The organism is Thalassoglobus sp. JC818, assembly GCF_040717535.1.
GTDB lineage: Bacteria > Planctomycetota > Planctomycetia > Planctomycetales > Planctomycetaceae > Thalassoglobus.
Map to the genome: position 1 here is coordinate 245,803 of NZ_JBFEFI010000001.1, position 17,352 is coordinate 263,154.

Genomic DNA, 17,352 nt, shown 5'->3' on the forward strand with positions numbered 1-17,352 from the left:
TTGCTCAGAAGCATTCGTGCGAGACCGCTAAGGGGTTGTTCCCACTTCTTCGCCAGGAGCGGGGTATTTGCTCGACCAGGGATGGAAGTCAGAAACCGGCAGAGTGAGTTTTTTGGCCAGATCCTTTCGATCGTCTTGATAGAAGACCAGTCGATCAATCTTCAGATTTGGTGACCGAGGAGCGATCAATATTTCATTCGCAAGCTCTTCGAACCTCCACTGATCGACACGCTCTGTAGGGTCGTCGATGACAGTGAATTCATCGACCCAGCCCCATTCTCCCGAAGCGACGTTCTTCGGCAGAACTCCGACCATCCAGGGACCATCAGCGACTTTCATCCAGAATGAGTTTTCGTGACCTGACTCCGGGTGATCGCTTCGGACACGGACCGCCGCTCGCCACTCGCCTTCGATGTTGGCATTCAGGCTCACTTTCGTGACTCCGGACTCAGGAGAATCTGACTGTGAACGGAGCGATCTCAAGTAGCCAATTCCTGTTGCAGCCGGGAGAGCTATTTCCATCGCCCATGACTCATCTCGCTGAATCGGAATCATCTCAGCTTCAACGACGATGACTCCGCCCTGATCCTGAAACTGATAGCGTTCAAAAACCTGTGACGGGTCCGAACGAGGCACGCGACTGGGATCAAAAATGGGGTAGGGTCGCATCGAGTCGAGAACTTTCTGCAATGCGATGCGGGCTTCACGCTCTTTCGGAGAATCGTCAGCGACGAAGAGCGGGTTTTCTTCAAAGACATCGCTTGCGAGATCGATCAGTCGACCATCTTCGTACAGCTTAAAGCGTTCGCCGATCGCAACTCGAATCAGTTCGAAGCGATCTTTGTCCCATCCCGGACGCGGGTCTTGATGAATGTAGACCCACTCGCGACTGCCCGACTCTTCCTGAGTGAGAACATTGGCGAAGCTCATGCCGTCGACGTTCTCTGGAATCAGTTCGCCGGCCCCTGCAACGTCGAGAAGCGTCGGGAGCAGATCAACGGAGTCGACCAGATCTTTGGAGACAACTCCGCCTTGAATCGTACCTGGCCAATTCGCAATTGCTGGCACGCGAATTCCTAACTCGGTCGCCTTGCCTTTTTCGCCTCGAACAATTCGGTCTCCCATTCGGGATGCGACTCGTACGTTTGTGCCGTTGTCGCTGTAAAAGAGGACCAACGTGTTGTCGCGGAGCTGAAGAGCATCGAGTGTCGCAACAAGTTTTCCGACCATTTTGTCGGTGTACTCGATCATGTCTTTCGCCAGTCGCGTCTCTTCGACATGACGCTTCTCCGGGTCGTTCCATTCCGGGCTATCGGGTGTGGGAACCATCGGATTGTGCGGAAGTGCCATCGAGTAGTAGACGAAGAATGGTCTCTCCTGATTCTGCTCGATAAACTCACCGATGAAGTCTGACCAAATATCCGGACCATATTTCCCGGAAGTTCCGGTCAGTTCTTCTCCGTTCTGAACAATGACTGGGTCAGCGTACCGCGAACCTTTGTCTTCCGTGTGCCCGACGTGCCACAGCGAGTATTCATCGAAACCAGCATCCTTCGGAAGCATGCCGGTATTCCGTCGAAGCTCTGCTCCGGGATAGTCCGGAGGGTCGTAGCTTGTAAGTTGCCACTTGCCAGCCATGCAGGTTTTGTAGCCAGCTCGTTGTAAGAGATGTCCGATCGTCGTCGCTTCCGGGTCCAGAATTCCGAAGGCCTTCCAGTTCCGAAGATTCAAGCGACCGGTCATCAATTGAATCCGCGTGTTGGTGCAAAGGGGAAGGGCATAGGCCCGATCAAAACGAATCCCGCCCGAGGCCAATCGATCGAGATTCGGTGTCGCGTAGGAAGTTCCTCCGTAACAGCCGACGGTCTCAAATCCCAAATCATCAGCGAGAATCAGAACGATATTCGGTCGTTCACCGGCGGCGATTACGTTCGAATTCCCGAACGCAGTGATCATCAATCCCAGCAAAAAGAGACGCATAGATTCGGCGCTTTCTATGACCTGTGACGAGGTGTCTGGCTTTCAATCCATGTGATCGAACGTGGCCAATGGGTTCACCGTCGTGATTCTGACTGTTCTTTTTCGAGGAAACAATCGACCTGCGACCAGAACTTCACAATACTGGGACCGAGCCTTCAAACTCGAAGAATTTTCCAGCAAAAGGCCGCAAACGACGTACTCCACCGACAGCGAGTGTAAATTCTCCGGCAGCGACAGAACCTGCTGGCTTTGATATTCCGATGCACTTGACCGTACGATTCCGATCGAACATGCGCGCAGATTCCTCACCAAGTTGAAACTCAGATTATGCAAAATCCCGAACAAGCCAGCTTCGAAGAAGAGACCACCACTCAGACAAACGGCAATTCGCGTCGACCAAAACGCCTTTCAACTCGGTTGATGCAGTTGATCCGCCGAATTCATCTCTACTCGGGACTGCTGCTCCTGCCGTGGGTTCTTCTCTACGGCATCACGGGCGCAATGTACAACCACCAATGGCTCTTTCCAGAAGTCGCGATGCAGCCACTCTCGGAAGAGGTCATCGCAACCACTCCGATGAAAGAGTTTCCGACTCCGGAAGGATTCGCGCAGCAGGTCGTCGATACTCTCCAAGCTGCGACCCCGCAATCCGAAATCCTCCTCGCAGAGAACTCACGAGCAGAGTTCACAGGGGATCTGCTCTTCGAAGTTTTCGCCAACGGAGAACGTCACGTCGTTCACATCGATCCCGTCACCCAGGAATCGCATCTCGTCACATTTCCGGAAAATCCTGAAACACCCGTTCCGGTGATCGAAGACCTTCAAAGCTTCATCAAGATCGACAACGATCCTCACGTTTCAGCTTTGAATTCGGTGCGCCCCCTTCTTGACGAAGCAGGGATCACTTCCGGAAACCCAAAACCATTTGGATGGGCAAAGCTCAACTTTCTGGCCACGGTCGATGGAGAACTCGCCCGCGTAACTTACGTCCTGAAGGACGGCCATGTTGATGTGACTCACTACAATGGTGACGACGGATTTACCCCGCGAGCGTTTTTCATGCGACTGCACACTTCGCACGGTCAATCTCCACACTGGAATGGACGAAGCCTGTGGTCGTTGTTTGTTGACACGATGGCAATTGCGATGGTCACGTGGGCACTCTCTGGTGTCTTGATGTGGTGGCAGATCAAGCGGACGCGTTGGATCGGAGCGGCCCTGCTTTTAATCAGCATCGCGACAGCTGCGTTCATGTACATCAGCATGCAAGACTTCTACGCGACAACAAAGCTGTAAGCTGCTGCCGGAAGTTTGCGCACAGACTGCCAGTGAAGTTACCGATCTGAGTGTGCGGTATTGACACACCGTGTGAAATCGATTCCTCTTTAATTAGTAGATTTCATCAATCGGTTTGCCTCAAACCGCTAAAAATCACTGGCAAAGAATTTTTCGGTCGAATTGAAATACTGCGAAACGCGCCTTGCATGTTTTTCAATACTGATGCTTCCCTTTGACCGGTTTTACAACCAGTTTGAAGTCAACTGATTGCACAATGCCGTTGGAAGGGAAGTGAATCCCGGCTGATGTCATCCGTTCATCATAGGTGATCTCACCACGACGACGGACTTTTGGGAGATTTTTAGATGCCGGCACCGCGAACAGGATTCCAGACCATTCCCGGCCATCTCACCCACTACCTGGATGAGCTTGACCTCAAGAGAAAAGACCTCGCTGCCGCACTGGGAGTGAGTCTCCGTACGGTCTACAACATTGAATACTCTCGCAAGCGGGCAAATCGAGACTTGCTCGACAAACTTGCAAAAGTTCTCAATCAGTTCGCCGAGCAACAACCTCATCTCAACAATTTGACTCTCACGGCAGATCACTTCATTGATCATCCATCATCGTTTGCAGCAGTCTTCCTGCAATCAGTCTTGTTGAATGACTCCAGCTTCTTTTTTGTCGGAGAGAATCCGATTGCTGGTCCAGATTTCCGCTGGAAGGCTCCCGGCTCTCATGTTGCGATCCCGTTTGCAGGTGATTACTCCGGTGCGGAATCACAAGTGCTACTCAATCGACTTCACTCAACGGTGAAACAAGTTGGCCTGGAAGAGATTCAAATCCTACACAACCGCACGAACTGCCAGGTTTACGTGCATTCCATTTCTCTCTTCGAGCATCCGGAAAGCGGCGAAGTCTTCAAATTTGCCGCGTCTTCCGATCTCAACCTAAGTGGCAACAGGCTAACCGAAGTTCAATCGGTCTACGATTACGAACTCGTTGCCGAATTCCTTCAGTCCGGGACCGCACCAAGACCACGTAAGTCCCATCCAGCGTGCAACTAGCGACAATTCTTCGTTTTTCGAATTTGATTGGTTCCGATTCTAGCCGACCTTCGAACTCAAAGCGTTAACCTCCTGCGGTCGGTCTTCAGAATGATTCGAAAACCGCCCCAGCAGATGTGCCGGAAAGCGCCAGATCCACAAGCAACTTGAAATCTGTAAGCGATTAAAATTCCGTTCTCATCGAAACACAAGTTTTCGAGAGCCGAGACAATCGGACTCAACTGAAGATCAGCCTCCCAAGCAGTGGGCCAGCCGGGGGCCGATTGCGCGGAGACAGATCCCCCCCTTGAATCTTGTCACCGCCATCAGCCCCCCGATTGGGTGATCTGCCCAACTCAATCTTCCCAGATTGCAAATCGTCAAAGCAACTAAGTCACACCGTTCAAACGCCTTGACTGATGCTCAGTTTTTGACGGGCTCGACGGATTTCGTGGGCATTCGACAAAATCGCCAAACGTTGCTGTTCACTTAGGGTCGGCCAGTCCTCAAAGTCGAATCCTTCAATCGCCGAGTTTTCTTCCGACTCCCCGCAGGTCTCCGTCAAGATCTTTAAGTGTAGATCAATGTAATCGGGGTCAGAAAAGAGTTCGTTGCTGAAGTCATGTTCACGAATGGTCGCCAAGAGTTCGTTCCTGTACTGACTTCGTTGCTTCAAGAGTTCTGGCGGGTTGGTTTCCTCAGGAATCAGAAACAATCCGCGCTCCTTCGCTTCGACTCCCAGCTGAGCGCTGCCGAGCAGGGTGATCAGCGGAATCGACAACATCAGCCCAGCAGTGAACGGAAGCATCCACAAACCGAACGACAAAGATGCTGAGAAACTCATCAGCGTGAGTACGACTCCGAGGGCCGTGTGTGGCCAATATCGCGTCGCTGCATCTCTCCATGCCACATCCCGGTCATCTCGCGACTGACAGCTCCATTGCACAGACTTCCCAAGAATCGCATACACGACAAATGAAGTGTGATAGATCGCCAAGATCGGCGCGATCAGGATTGAAACGAGGATTTCCAGCAGAAGACTGACGAAGAGTTTCCCAGCCCCCCCCAACGACTTCAATCGTTCTGGCTGGATGAGGTTCCAAACGAAACTCCACACTTTTGGGGCGAGGAGCATCGCAAACATCGTCAGGAACAGGTGTGCCACGCTCCCTGTTGATCCAGCATTCGCTGAATCGAAATATGCCCCCAGGAAGCTCGTTGACATGAACAGGATCCAGAGACCTGCAGAGAGGTAAGAGAACACGCCGGTCGCAAAGTGCATACGCGTGGGACGTTCAAACCCCGAGCACATTAACAGACGTGCGTGTTGTAGGTTTCCTTGGCACCACCGCTGATCACGAATGACGTAATCATCGACTGTAGTCGGACACTCTTCGTAGCTTCCGCCCAAATCCGCAGTTTCAACCTTGAACCCCGCCTTCAACATCAAACCCGCTTCGACGAAGTCATGACTTAGAATCTCTCCGCCGAGAGGAGCTTTCCCCGGCAGAACAGGCAGCATGCAGTGCTCAGAGAAAGCTGCGATTCGAATGATCGCATTGTGTCCGAAATAGTTCCCTTCTGATTGAGTCCAGGTTTCATAACCCTTCAGGAAGACCGCTCCATAAATCGTCGCTGCGAATTGTTGCAGCCTCGCGAAGAGACTCGTTCGCTGTACAGGCTTCGGTGGAACTTGCAGAATCCCTAAGTGCGAATCGGTCTCCATGCGGTGGACCATTTCCACCAACGTCTTTCCCTCCATTACGCTGTCTGCGTCGAGCACAATCATGTGCTCATATCCGCCGCCCCAGCGACGGCAGAATTCGGCGAGATTACCCGCCTTCCGCGACACGTTTTTTATTCGACGGCGATAGAACAGTGACATTCCATCCGGAATCAGCTTCACCGTCTCAGCCCACACACGTTCTTCCTGAAGCCATATTTCCGACTTCTGAGTGTCGCTCAACACGAAGAAGTCGAAGTGCTTGTGCTGCCCCGTGCTGACCAGGCTTTCAACCATGGCGCGAATTGACGCAAAAACCATCGCGGGTGATTCGTTGTAGACTGGGATCAGAATAGCATTGCGTGTCTGCAACGTTTCACCAGATGTGGGTCGCTTTTCACTTCGATGACGAATCCGGAACATTTTCTGAGCAACGAGAGTCAAGAAGCCAATCGTCGCGACCCAGAATGCGAAGCTGATCCACAGGCTGAGAATGGAAAAAAGACCAACGCTGACTGCCTCCAGAATGTTTAATTCGCCGTGAAAGACGAACGTCAAATACTCCAGAGATAACCATGACGTTGTAAGAATCGACAGCACCGCGAGGAGAACTCGCACAGTGCGAGTACCCCAATGAGGTCGAGTCGGAAGTGTTTGCTTTACATTGACCATCTTGTCACCACTCAGCATGAGATACTGCGCACCTTCGCCGCGCACACGGGTCCGATTCATCGACGTCGATCGAGATGCCTTCGAGAAATTAGAGCGTCTGATAAGGCAACTTCTGAACGGATCAACTCACCACAGTTGTCCGAAGTTCTGCGGAAGGACTGTTAGCCTCTCCACAGACCTGAGACGGTGAGCGTCGTGAGAACGCCTGCCCAGAAGTCCGTTGAGAACATACGGACTGATTCAAGTTGCATTGGATTGCCCAATTGCAATGGCACTTCAGGCGGCACTGCGTGACGTTCGGCAATGACCTGAGTTGCGTTTTCTGGGAACTTCTTAGTTGAGCTGTAACTATTCATGACCATCTCCTTGATGTGATCATTGTGAAACGAAGGTAATTGGCTTTGCGAGGCGCCAGTGAAGATTGCTTAGTGTTTCACCCGCAAGTTACTGGAACTCAGAAACTTGTTAAGTCGAATTAGTCGATTCGTGTATAGACCTGCGGAAATTGATACTTCGGAACTTGATGAGAGCACAAACCGGACCAGGTTTCGGAGAGCCGCCGATTCGAGTCTTTCAGAGTGACCTGAATTTCAACCGGGGCTGTGACTTCAATCGGGTCGATTTTCAGGTCCACTCGCCAGCCGGTCTTTGTCTTACAACTTTGTTGCTCAACAACCTCGCCGCGAACGGTGAGTAGGTCGAGTGACACCGGAGTCTGCTCCGAAAGCTCTTTAATCGCTGATCCACGAAAGTGAAGTTGTACGTCGATCGTCCCATCTTCATTTCGTGATAAAGAATGTCGCACAACCCGTGCCAAGAATTCGCTCGATCTTGGTTTCACAGAGCGAAACTGAACTTCATATTCCAGATCCACAGGTTCACCGACTTTGATTTGATCGCCAGGGACCCAGAAGGCGGCGATGTTGTCATGCCCTTCATGTGGTGCGGGCAGTTCGAGCAATTCCACAGTTCCGTTGAGCCACGGACTCTTAGGCTTCACCCAAACGTCAGGACGTCGGTGATATTGAGCTTCGTCATCGAGATAACGGCTGTATCGTCGCTCACGTTGAATGAGGCCGAACCCGTGCAGTTCCGCTACCTCGAATTTCGAGAGTGAGGGATAACTCTGACGGCAGAGAGATCGCCAGATTGTTCCAGCGTCACCAGCATCAATCATTAATCCGTCGGCATCGTGTACTGACGGTCTCTTGTCGAGTGGAGGTGGTTCAATCGCGTCTCCCCACATCCACATGCTTGTCAGTGGAGCCATCCCGATCTTGCAATCAGTGTTTCGAAAATAAAGTCGCGCTCGGACGTCGACCTTCGTGTTCGTCGTGCCGGGTTGAAGTTCGAACTCGTATGCTCCGACGACAGATTCGCTATTCATTAAAGCCAGAACGGTTAGCGTTTTCTGTTCAGGTTCGGGCTCGACAATCCAGAGGTCGGTAAAGGCGGGAAATTCTTCGGACTTATCCGTCCCAGCATCCAGCGCCAGTCCTCGCGTTGAAGATCCGTAAACTGTATTTGCAGTACGGGCTCGGAAATAAGACGCTCCTAAAAACGTGAGCATCTCCTGACCGTCGTCAGCGTTCGGGAACTGGCCGACGATTTTCACGCCCGCGAATCCGGTATCGGCAGGGACGTTTCGACCGGCCAGCGGTCCTCGATACTCAAAGAAAGTTGGGTCAAAAGGAACAGCTTCCTCACTTGGTGATTTCGTTTCGGTCTGATTGTGGATCAGACTGACGTTGACTTTGTTGCGATGCACAAATCCTCGATGGAACAATTCGAACCAGTACGGTTTTGACTGATTCCACCAGATCGCTCTCTCTGGACGAAAAGCAATCATTCGGTAGTCGTCATACGACAAATTCGAAATTGAATCCGGGAGTTCGGGACTCTCGGGAGCTTTCTGAAGAGATAATGCTCTCGCATAGCGATCGAGATCAGAGAAACTGCAAATACAACCTGCCCTCAATGTCTCTTGCCCCCAGATTGCCGAACCTGCGTAGAGGTGACTCGACATCAACATGATGAGCGCCGCAACGCTGTAAAACGTTCGCATTTCGGTGAACTTCCTGATTGGGAAACGTTTTCGATGAACTCGAAAGACTTGACGTTAGATATGGGTTAGCAACTGTCGCACGAACCGTGCCAATTGATCGATCAGACTTCACCTCCGTGACTTGTGACGTCTGAACACATTTCACCGGGAAATTGTTCAATCCGATTTCGTTTCTGAGGAAAAAGAGATGAAAACGCCGATCGGTAGCCAAGTTCGACTGCTCCGAAAACAGCCAAAGTGCGCTCTAAAGCAACATTTCAACTCGTGTCTATACTTGCATCGATCGTGGGGGAAGCTGGAACTTCAGCGGATGAAATCACTCCGTGTTCTGCACACTTCTCAGAGTGATTGAAGGACATACGCCCTCGGGCAACTCGAGGCGGCACGTTTCAATCGTTGCCAATATCTGCTATGCCATTTGAAGCCATTACAGCGGAAGCTGACCCGTCAACAATTCAACATGTGACCATCATTCAAGCGAGCGTTATGAGTTATCGGTTTCGCAAGCACTTATTCACAGCAGGGCATCTGATCGAGTTGACCGAGCGCGGCGTGCAACTTTCGCGACATGATGGAAGACCGATACGCTTCCTCGAATTCAGCGACATCAAAACGGTTCAGGTCTTTGATTCGGGAGAAGCAGAAACGGAAGACGGGCGACTGTTTACCATGAAGGCGTGTCGACTCATTCCTCGCTGGGGAAGATCGATCGAGATTATCTCGACCAGCTATATCGGAATGGGATCGAAGAAGTATCGACAGAAGGCATCGAACCATCGAGAAGAGTTTCAAAAGCTCGTTCACAAGATTCAGCAAGAAGTGTCTCAAGCGAATCCGGATGCTGTGTCTTTCTCAGGAAGTCGAGCAATTCAGTTGATGTTCGCCTTCGTCAGTCTGCTCGGGCTGGGCCTGGTAATCTTCGGAGTTTATGCTCCGCTTGTAAGTCGAAAACCACTCTCGAAGACCTGGTTCATTTCTCTGATTCTCATCGTCGTTGGAGTTTCTTTCATGCGGACTTTCTGGATGCTGGCGCTCTCGTACAAACCAGAAATACAGCCACTCAACGAACTACTTCAAGCTGTCGAAACACCTGCTGCGAAGGACTCGGAATAATGCGTCTGCCGACGAAATCACTTGCGATCATCACTTCACTCGTCCTTGTGGCATGTCTGGTAAGCAACTGTGCTCACGCAGAGGAATCCGTGAGCCAGCGTCCAAATGTCTTATGGATCTATGTCGATGACATGAGCGACTGGCTCGGATGCAACGGCGACTCGCTTGCACAAACTCCCAACATCGACCGCCTCGCTTCATCCGGCGTTCTCTTCGAAAACGCGTTCATGCCTTCACCTGTCTGTTCCACAACTCGCTCCGCGTTGATCACCGGAACAATGCAGACAACGTTCGGGCTTCATCAACATCGCACGATGATCAAAGATCCGCTCCCGGAAAACGTCGTGACCGTTCCGGAACTCTTTCGCGAAGCAGGATACTTGACGTTCAATGAAGCCAAGGACGATTACAACTTTGCACGACCGCGTGAGCAAATGTATTCACCAGAGTTTGAACGTCCGGGATTTAAGAGCCACCTGCCAGGCAGTGATCTGTCCTGGCTTGCTCAATTGCGGGGCAAGCGATTCTTCGGGCAGATTCAGCTCGCTGGGGGAAAGTGGGGAGGGGAGACCGGAAGCAAATTTCCCTCTTCGAGTCGGATCGCCGAAGACGAGGTATCTGTCCCTCCTCAGTATCCAGACAACAAAATCTTTCGGAATGCAATCGCTCGTCATTACGAGCAAATCGCCTACACCGATCAACAGGTCGGAGCGATCATTGACGCGCTGAAGGAATATGACCTGTGGGAAACGACGATTGTCTTCTTTTTCACCGATCACGGATCTCCGCTTCCAAGATCGAAGCAGTTCCTCTACGAAGAAGGAACGAGAGTTCCGCTGATCATCCGCATCCCTGAAAGGTTTTCTTCCACTGCTTCGCAACCAGCAGTTCGGACGGATCTTGTCAGTGGAATTGATATCTCGACGACAACTCTGGCTTTGGCGGGATTCGACATTCCGGGATACATGGAAGGACACGACCTGCTTTCCGCCAGTCAACAGCCTCGCAAGTACGTCATTTCAGCAAGAGACCGATGCGGAATTGCCGTCGACAGAATTCGTGCGGTTCGAACGAATCAGTTTCGTTATATCGACAACGAGACGAACGACCGTCCGCTCTACCAGTCGCAATACCGAGACCGGTTTCCGACGATCGTTGAATTGAGAACTCTCTTCGAAGCTGGAGAACTTTCTCCGCTTCAAGCCAGCTATCACGATGCTGGAAGTCGCCCTGCCGAAGAGCTCTATGATGTGATTGCCGATCCGCATCAGATCAATAATCTCGCAGCCAATCCTGACTTTCAGTCGACACTGGAGAGTCATCGCCAACTTCTGAGAGAGTGGCGGGCAACAACACGAGATCACGGCTTGATCCCGGAAAGCAAGGCTTCGCTTCGCCTCGTTTATGACCAAGCAAAAGGACGCTGCCCAGCACCTGAGTTTGACATCTTTCGAGAAGAAGATTCTCGACCAACCGGTGATGAATAGGCAGTCGGGCAAGGGAGTCCGACGAGGATCGGAGCGCTGCCGACCGGTCTAGCACGTGAAGCGATCAATAAACAATCAGAAGAACTCGTTCGATCCATTTGGCGGTTTCATTGCCCAGTGAGATAGCTGCCAAACGGAGGAGAAAGAAGACTAGCGGCGGACGAATTCCGTCGCCATAATCCGCCGTTCGCCACGCTTCGGCCTGCTTCATTCTCCTCGTCATGCTCAGGTCTTTCTGGATCACTCATGGAACTTTGGGTCGGCTGTTCGCTGCTTGTTTATTTGATCATCATGATCGCTTTGGGCCGCTATGCTCAAAGCAGAGTGAATACTGAGGAAGACTATCTCGTCGCTGGTCGACGATTGCCGCTTTGGCTGGCTTGGGGAACATTGCTCGCCACATGGTTTGGCGCTGCTACTGTTCTGGGTGCGAGTGACGCTGCCCGAGATGAAGGGATGCGAGGCACAATCCTCGATCCGTTTGCTTCGGGTGTCTCGCTGATCGTTGCTGGTGTTTTCTTTGCGAAACCACTTTGGAACCGAAAGCTTCTGACGACCGGTGACCTGTTCGCTCAAGCCTACGGACCGAAAACAGAATTCATTTCGAGTCTTGTCCAAGCTGCCGGTTACGTTCCTTGGATTGCTGCTCAGTACATCGCACTCGGAACGCTCCTCAATCACTACTTTCCGATCTCAGCATCGACCGGAATTTTCGTGGCAGCAGCCTTCGTGCTTTTCCTGACAATGAGCGGAGGTATGTGGTCCGTCACGTTAACGGACACGCTGCAAATCATCCTCGTGCTCATCAGCCTGATCGTGCTTTTCGCGGTGTTGATGTCGCAGTTCGGCGATGGGTCCGTCGCTGATGGTTTTCGCCATGCTTGGGAAGTCACTCCTCGAGAGCATCGAACACTCCTCCCGGAAGCGGGGGTTATCGCCATGGCTTTCTGGGTTGGCACCTGGATGAATGGAGTCCTCGGCAACCTACCTGGCCAGGACTTAATGCAACGTGTCTTCGCGTCGAACAGTGCCCGCACTGCACAACAAGCTTGCGTTTTGGCTGGGGTGATCTATCTCTTTTTCGGTTTGCTACCAGTCTGGATCGGACTCGGCTCACGCATTCTGCTTCCAGATCATGATGGTGGTGGAATTTTGTTCGCGCTCTCGGATGCATTGCTGTCCACACCGATGACTTGTCTGTTTGTCGTTTCGCTCATCTCGATTCTCGTATCCACTTGCACGAGTGCATTGCTGTCTCCCTCTGCGCTGCTCGCGCACAATCTTCTCGGGAGACTCAATTGGTGGAAGTCATCCAAGCTTGCCATCGACCGATGGTCAGTCGTCGCTGTGACTGCTGTCAGCCTCCCGTTTGCCTTCTTCGGGCAAGAGATTCTCGACTTATTAGATGTTGCTTTCGAAATCGCACTCGTCGGGCTCTTCGTTCCCTTCACGATGGGACTCTTTGGACGGCCGAAAGGAGAACTGACAGGTTTACTCTCTGTCGGGCTGGGCACAGGAATCTGGCTGATCCATCGTGGCTATCCTTGGCCCCCCGATTCTCTACCGACAATGATTCCGACCGAGCTGACCGGAACATTCTCGAGCTTGGTTGGCTATGTACTGGGACAACGACTCGCGAAGAATCAAAGTTTCTCCAGCACCTGACAACGAGCTCTTTGAGCCGAGACGTCTGCTTCATTTGACGGATTGTCCAGAAAATCCGACATCGACAGATCTAGAAGTCTCTTTGTTCGCCCGGAATCCCAACTCTCGGATTGTTCTCAGTGATCAGATGCGTAAACTGACAATCCGTTCTCTCTGGTTTCTTCAATTCGTTGCCAAGTGATGCATGTGATCGAGAACACAAACGAAGTGTTCCGTTGACCTTTTGAAACGATGCCGTTCACACACAAAGAGACAGTCGCATTCAGTCGGCGATCCGCTATCGGTGGAATCGCGTTCTTTCTGCTGGACGCAGTCGTGCTCGTCGCTGCACTTGCTTATGCTTTGACGGCTTCACATCCTGTCGGGCAACTTCTCTCGTCCCTGATCGCTGGACTCATGATCTCGCTTCTCTTTGTGGTGGGACACGATGCCGGTCACCAGTCTTTGACGCCCCATCGCTGGCTCAACAATTTTTTGGGAAGGCTGTCGACTCTCCCGGCATTGCACCCTTTCAGCCTGTGGATTCTGGTCCACAACCACACTCATCACCGCTGGACGAATCTCAGCCCACGCGACTACGTGTGGACTCCGTTGTCGCTGGCGGAATATGAATCACTCTCGAAACCGAATCGATTTCTGTATCGGCTTTACCGTAGCTGGGCAGGGATCTTCGTTTATTACTTCATCGAGTTCTGGATCAAGAAGATCATGTTTCCGTCGCGGAAAGAAGTGCGAGGAACATACAAGACCGTTTACCTGCTCGACATCGCTTTTGTTTCGATTTGCGGACTCTCCTATCTGGCGTTCTTAGTCGTCGGCGGTCTGTCGGGATGGTTTCACGAATCACATTCGATGTGGAATGCTCTGCTGTTCGGAGCGGTGATCCCGTTCGCTGTGTGGAATACGATGATGTCGCTGGTCATCTACCTGCATCACACACACCCTGAACTCGTTTGGTACAACGATCAATCAGAATGGAAACGAGAGTCATCGCAAGCAGAGTCGGCTGTGCATGTCATCTTTCCGGGGCCGATCAATCCGATCTTCCACTGGATTATGGAACACAACGCTCATCACGCGCGCCCCTCAATTCCTTTGTATCACCTGAAGGAAGCACAGCAGGTTCTCGAAGAAAGCGAAGAAGGGAAGATCATCGTGTTTCGATGGTCCCCGTGGGCACATCTCGATCTAGTCAAACGCTGCAAGCTGTATGATTTCCAGGCGAAACGATGGATGGATTTCCGAGGCAACTACACGTCGCCCGAACCGACTTCCGCCCCGGAACCCTCTCATCGCGAACTGGTCGCAGTCAACGAATCGAACGACTCATCACTCTGAATCATCACACATCTTTGTTCATTCGCGATGAAGAACATGTTCGATCTACCGACACTTTGAATGTTTCACACTTCTGCGCGTTCGAGTGTCGCACCTCTCAAAGAGGCATTTGACATTTGCCCCTCTACCGCCACAATGGGCTCATTATCGCTTCCGTGAGTGCATTCTTCGAAATGGTCATCGTGAGTTCGCACGAGCAAACAACAAGGTGACTACCATTCCGAACAATTCAGTCAAGTGCACCAGCAAGAGCTTGATGCTTTCGAGCATTTTCTGATCCGGTTTGCACTGACTCGCACGAGCAAACTCAGCTTTTGAATGAGTGAGGCCGCTCAAGCGAGTGCACTGGAAAGAGCAACGAGCTCAAGCGAAGAGAGATTAATCACGCTTCGTGACAGTCTCGCCCTTATGTTCCTGACTTGTTCAGGGTTCTCTCCGAAAGCGTTTGGAGATGACTCTGCGGGTCTGTGAGATCTCATTCCGTGACAGCCTTCAGGAGTTTAAACACCCACCGATTCCATGCAAAAACGATATCAGATTCAATTCCCTCCCCAACAATCTCACCATCTCGGACAGGATGAAGTCTCATTCTTACTCACCGAAGATGGCCAGGAAAAAAAGATTCGCTTCCACGACTACGATGAAATCTACTTGCGGCCGGGTCTCTACGAGCAGGTCTTCTACGAACGCCTCAAGTGTACCTCTCCAGAGCGAGTCGGAAAAATTCTGAACGATGCAGTGGGGGAGATCGGCGAGAATCTCACTGAGTTACGAGTGCTCGATCTCGGTGCTGGCAACGGAATCATGGGAGAAGTTTTGAAGCGTTACGGTGTCGCCCGACTCGTCGGAGCCGACATTATTCCGCAGGCCAAACAGGCAGCTTATCGCGATCGCCCGGATGTCTACGACGAATACTACGTCGCTGACTTTACTGATCTGAATGATGAGCAACTTCGTGATCTCGATGACTGGTCGATCAATTGCCTGACCTCAGTCGCCGCACTTGGATTTGGTGACATTCCGTGCGGAGCGTTCTTTCAGGCATTGCAGCTTGTCCGCCCCGGGGGATGGGTCGCGTTCAACATCAAAGAGTCATTTCTTGATCATGAAGACAACTCCGGGTTTTCTCGATTGATTCGCCAGTTGATCTTCTCCAAGTACCTCAACCTGCATCATCTCGAAAAGTACCGGCACCGACTCTCGATGGAAGGCGTCCCGCTATACTACTTTGCCCTCGTCGCTCAGAAGAAGTACGAGATCCCCAACGACTTCCTCATCTCACACGAGATTGAAGGGTAGTTGAAACTCGCCTCAACAAACGAAGCCCTGTGTAAACACACAGGGCTTTTTCGTTTGAGCAACTTGTGTTTGCCTACGCATTCGCTTGGACACTTCGAATCCGTTGTGTACTGTTTGCTTGTGCGAAGTGATGAAGACAATTCGAAAATTCTCCGACTTGTCTCAGTTCGATGTACGTCCCAACTGACCAGGCATGCAATGAAACTTTCGATCCGCAGCTTCATTCTGACGACACTTTTGCTCAGCCTTTTCTATTCTCGCAGCTTCGGGAACGATCGTCCGAATGTCCTGCTGATCATCACCGACGAGCACAACTTTCGAACTCTCGGTTGCTACCGCGACCAGATGCCACGCTGGCAAGGGGAGATGTGGGGTGAAGATGCCGTTGTTCCGACTCCGCACATCGACCGCATCGCAGATGAAGGTGTGATCTGCACACGTGCCTATGCAACCTCACCAGTCTGTTCCCCATGCAGAGCAGCGATGATCACCGGTCGATATCCGCATGCAACCGGTGTCCCCGCCAATGACCTTGTCCTCGATCGCTCAATTCCCACTCTCGCGGATCGACTCAACGCTGCTGGTTACCGAACGTCCTTCATTGGAAAGTGGCATCTTGGGGGAACCGGAAAGCCCGAATGGGCTCCCAAAGTCGATGGTGGATTTGAACACAAACAGTTCATGTTCAATCGCGGACACTGGAAGAAATTTGTGATCGAAGACGGCATTCCGGAAGTCGGAGCCCGAAAGAACGGCAAACCAACTTACGACGTCGATGGTGCAGACGAGACAACATTCTCAACCGACTTCCTCACCGATCGCGCGTTGGAATTCATTACGGACGAAAACGAAAACAAACCGTTTCTGACCGTCATCAGTTACCCCGATCCACACGGCCCCAACACAGTGCGGCCTCCATACGATCACCGGTTTGACAGCCTCCGCTTCAAGCCGCCACGAACTTACGATACCGGACTCCCTCCGCCACTTTGGTTAGGAGATCCGAACGCTGCACATCCTCCGTTTCGTGGCTCTCTAATGTCGTCATACTTCGGAATGGTGCAGTGCATCGATGACAACATTGGACGCATTCTCGATCGACTCAAGGAAACGAACCAACTCGATAACACCTTGATCGTCCTGACGAGTGATCATGGCGACCTGTGCTTCGAACACGATCGACACAACAAAGGGAATCCTTACGAAGGTTCAGCACGCGTCCCAATGATTTTCCGGCTCCCTGATCGAATTGCAGCAAAGCAGGTTTACGAACAACCAGTCGGCACGGTTGACCTGACACCGACCATCATGGGACTTTTGAACCTCGCAGAAAATCCGGACGACCACGGCCGGAATCTTGCGTCAAAAATCTCTGCACCAGCGCCGGATGCCTCAAGCGAAAGCGAAGTCACCTTCTTGCGGAATGCCGGTCAACGCCCTCAATGGGTCGCAGCGATTGACAGCCGATACAAGCTGATTGTCTCCGTGAACGACGACCCGTGGCTCTTCGACGCAGTGGACGATCCGGATGAACTCCTCAACTTCTATCGTCGCCCTGGCACCGAAGGAGTCGCTGAACGACTGGCGCACGCATTGAAGCAATACGGAGAAGACTTTGACGATCCGTATTTCGAAAACAAGAAAATTTCCGAGTCGCTCGATTCAATTTTGAAGCAATAAGAATCA

Annotated in this window: 13 protein-coding genes; 8 read left to right on the plus strand and 5 right to left on the minus strand. The window is 51.8% G+C overall.

Annotated elements, in window-relative coordinates; genetic code table 11:
• Window positions 1-27: 27 nt before the first annotated feature.
• Window positions 28-1,980, minus strand: a complete 1,953-nt coding sequence (locus tag AB1L42_RS00875) for a sulfatase-like hydrolase/transferase (protein ID WP_367050175.1) — start codon at window positions 1,978-1,980, stop codon at window positions 28-30.
• Between the two features lie 327 nt (window positions 1,981-2,307).
• On the opposite strand from AB1L42_RS00875, the gene AB1L42_RS00880 reads away from it, so the two are divergent.
• Both AB1L42_RS00880 and AB1L42_RS00885 read left to right on the plus strand, forming a co-directional pair.
• On the plus strand, window positions 2,308-3,276 hold the full coding sequence (locus AB1L42_RS00880; RefSeq protein WP_367050177.1) for a PepSY domain-containing protein: 969 nt from the start codon (window positions 2,308-2,310) through the stop codon (window positions 3,274-3,276).
• Window positions 3,277-3,623: 347 nt separating this feature from the next.
• Window positions 3,624-4,325 carry a helix-turn-helix transcriptional regulator gene (locus AB1L42_RS00885; protein WP_367050180.1) on the plus strand — a complete coding sequence of 234 codons (702 nt, stop codon included), beginning with the start codon at window positions 3,624-3,626 and terminating at the stop codon, window positions 4,323-4,325.
• Between the two features lie 382 nt (window positions 4,326-4,707).
• Here AB1L42_RS00885 and mdoH read toward each other — a convergent pair whose 3' ends face one another.
• The 3 genes from mdoH to AB1L42_RS00900 form a co-directional block, all read right to left on the minus strand.
• Window positions 4,708-6,759: a glucans biosynthesis glucosyltransferase MdoH gene (gene mdoH, locus AB1L42_RS00890; protein WP_367050183.1), complete on the minus strand. Its 2,052-nt coding sequence runs from the start codon at window positions 6,757-6,759 to the stop codon at window positions 4,708-4,710.
• Window positions 6,760-6,860: 101 nt separating this feature from the next.
• Complete coding sequence (locus AB1L42_RS00895) at window positions 6,861-7,055, minus strand: hypothetical protein (RefSeq protein WP_367050186.1); 195 nt, start codon at window positions 7,053-7,055, stop codon at window positions 6,861-6,863.
• Window positions 7,056-7,174: 119 nt separating this feature from the next.
• Window positions 7,175-8,764: a glucan biosynthesis protein gene (locus AB1L42_RS00900; protein WP_367050189.1), complete on the minus strand. Its 1,590-nt coding sequence runs from the start codon at window positions 8,762-8,764 to the stop codon at window positions 7,175-7,177.
• A 411-nt stretch (window positions 8,765-9,175) separates the two neighbouring features.
• Between AB1L42_RS00900 and AB1L42_RS00905 the strand changes: the two genes are divergently transcribed.
• Window positions 9,176-9,877, plus strand: a complete 702-nt coding sequence (locus AB1L42_RS00905; RefSeq protein WP_367050191.1) for a hypothetical protein — start codon at window positions 9,176-9,178, stop codon at window positions 9,875-9,877.
• Complete coding sequence (locus AB1L42_RS00910; protein WP_367050193.1) at window positions 9,877-11,364, plus strand: sulfatase; 1,488 nt, start codon at window positions 9,877-9,879, stop codon at window positions 11,362-11,364. Before AB1L42_RS00905 ends, AB1L42_RS00910 begins: the two co-directional genes overlap by 1 nt.
• A gap of 64 nt (window positions 11,365-11,428) precedes the next feature.
• On the opposite strand, the gene AB1L42_RS00915 is transcribed toward AB1L42_RS00910, so the two are convergent.
• Window positions 11,429-11,587: a hypothetical protein gene (locus AB1L42_RS00915; RefSeq protein ID WP_367050195.1), complete on the minus strand. Its 159-nt coding sequence runs from the start codon at window positions 11,585-11,587 to the stop codon at window positions 11,429-11,431.
• 23 nt (window positions 11,588-11,610) lie between these two features.
• On the opposite strand from AB1L42_RS00915, the gene AB1L42_RS00920 reads away from it, so the two are divergent.
• From AB1L42_RS00920 to AB1L42_RS00935, 4 genes are all read left to right on the plus strand, one after another.
• Window positions 11,611-13,029: a sodium:solute symporter family protein gene (locus tag AB1L42_RS00920; RefSeq protein WP_367050197.1), complete on the plus strand. Its 1,419-nt coding sequence runs from the start codon at window positions 11,611-11,613 to the stop codon at window positions 13,027-13,029.
• Window positions 13,030-13,260: 231 nt separating this feature from the next.
• Window positions 13,261-14,367 carry a fatty acid desaturase gene (locus AB1L42_RS00925; protein WP_367050199.1) on the plus strand — a complete coding sequence of 369 codons (1,107 nt, stop codon included), beginning with the start codon at window positions 13,261-13,263 and terminating at the stop codon, window positions 14,365-14,367.
• Window positions 14,368-14,886: 519 nt separating this feature from the next.
• The gene (locus tag AB1L42_RS00930; protein ID WP_367050201.1) at window positions 14,887-15,666 is read left to right on the plus strand and encodes a class I SAM-dependent methyltransferase; all 780 of its coding nucleotides are present in this window, start codon (window positions 14,887-14,889) and stop codon (window positions 15,664-15,666) included.
• Between the two features lie 198 nt (window positions 15,667-15,864).
• The gene (locus AB1L42_RS00935) at window positions 15,865-17,346 is read left to right on the plus strand and encodes a sulfatase (protein WP_367050203.1); all 1,482 of its coding nucleotides are present in this window, start codon (window positions 15,865-15,867) and stop codon (window positions 17,344-17,346) included.
• Window positions 17,347-17,352: the final 6 nt, after the last annotated feature.

What these genes read in the sequence shown, in the direction of transcription:
- AB1L42_RS00875 (WP_367050175.1), bottom strand. Translation starts at nt 1,980, where the DNA reads ATGCGTCTCTTTTTGCTGGGATTGATGATCACTGCGTTCGGGAATTCG.
- AB1L42_RS00895 (WP_367050186.1), bottom strand. Translation starts at nt 7,055, where the DNA reads ATGAATAGTTACAGCTCAACTAAGAAGTTCCCAGAAAACGCAACTCAG.
- mdoH (WP_367050183.1), bottom strand. Translation starts at nt 6,759, where the DNA reads ATGAATCGGACCCGTGTGCGCGGCGAAGGTGCGCAGTATCTCATGCTG.
- AB1L42_RS00885 (WP_367050180.1), top strand. Translation starts at nt 3,624, where the DNA reads ATGCCGGCACCGCGAACAGGATTCCAGACCATTCCCGGCCATCTCACC.
- AB1L42_RS00925 (WP_367050199.1), top strand. Translation starts at nt 13,261, where the DNA reads ATGCCGTTCACACACAAAGAGACAGTCGCATTCAGTCGGCGATCCGCT.
- AB1L42_RS00920 (WP_367050197.1), top strand. Translation starts at nt 11,611, where the DNA reads ATGGAACTTTGGGTCGGCTGTTCGCTGCTTGTTTATTTGATCATCATG.
- AB1L42_RS00915 (WP_367050195.1), bottom strand. Translation starts at nt 11,587, where the DNA reads ATGACGAGGAGAATGAAGCAGGCCGAAGCGTGGCGAACGGCGGATTAT.
- AB1L42_RS00930 (WP_367050201.1), top strand. Translation starts at nt 14,887, where the DNA reads ATGCAAAAACGATATCAGATTCAATTCCCTCCCCAACAATCTCACCAT.
- AB1L42_RS00900 (WP_367050189.1), bottom strand. Translation starts at nt 8,764, where the DNA reads ATGCGAACGTTTTACAGCGTTGCGGCGCTCATCATGTTGATGTCGAGT.
- AB1L42_RS00905 (WP_367050191.1), top strand. Translation starts at nt 9,176, where the DNA reads ATGCCATTTGAAGCCATTACAGCGGAAGCTGACCCGTCAACAATTCAA.
- AB1L42_RS00910 (WP_367050193.1), top strand. Translation starts at nt 9,877, where the DNA reads ATGCGTCTGCCGACGAAATCACTTGCGATCATCACTTCACTCGTCCTT.
- AB1L42_RS00880 (WP_367050177.1), top strand. Translation starts at nt 2,308, where the DNA reads ATGCAAAATCCCGAACAAGCCAGCTTCGAAGAAGAGACCACCACTCAG.
- AB1L42_RS00935 (WP_367050203.1), top strand. Translation starts at nt 15,865, where the DNA reads ATGAAACTTTCGATCCGCAGCTTCATTCTGACGACACTTTTGCTCAGC.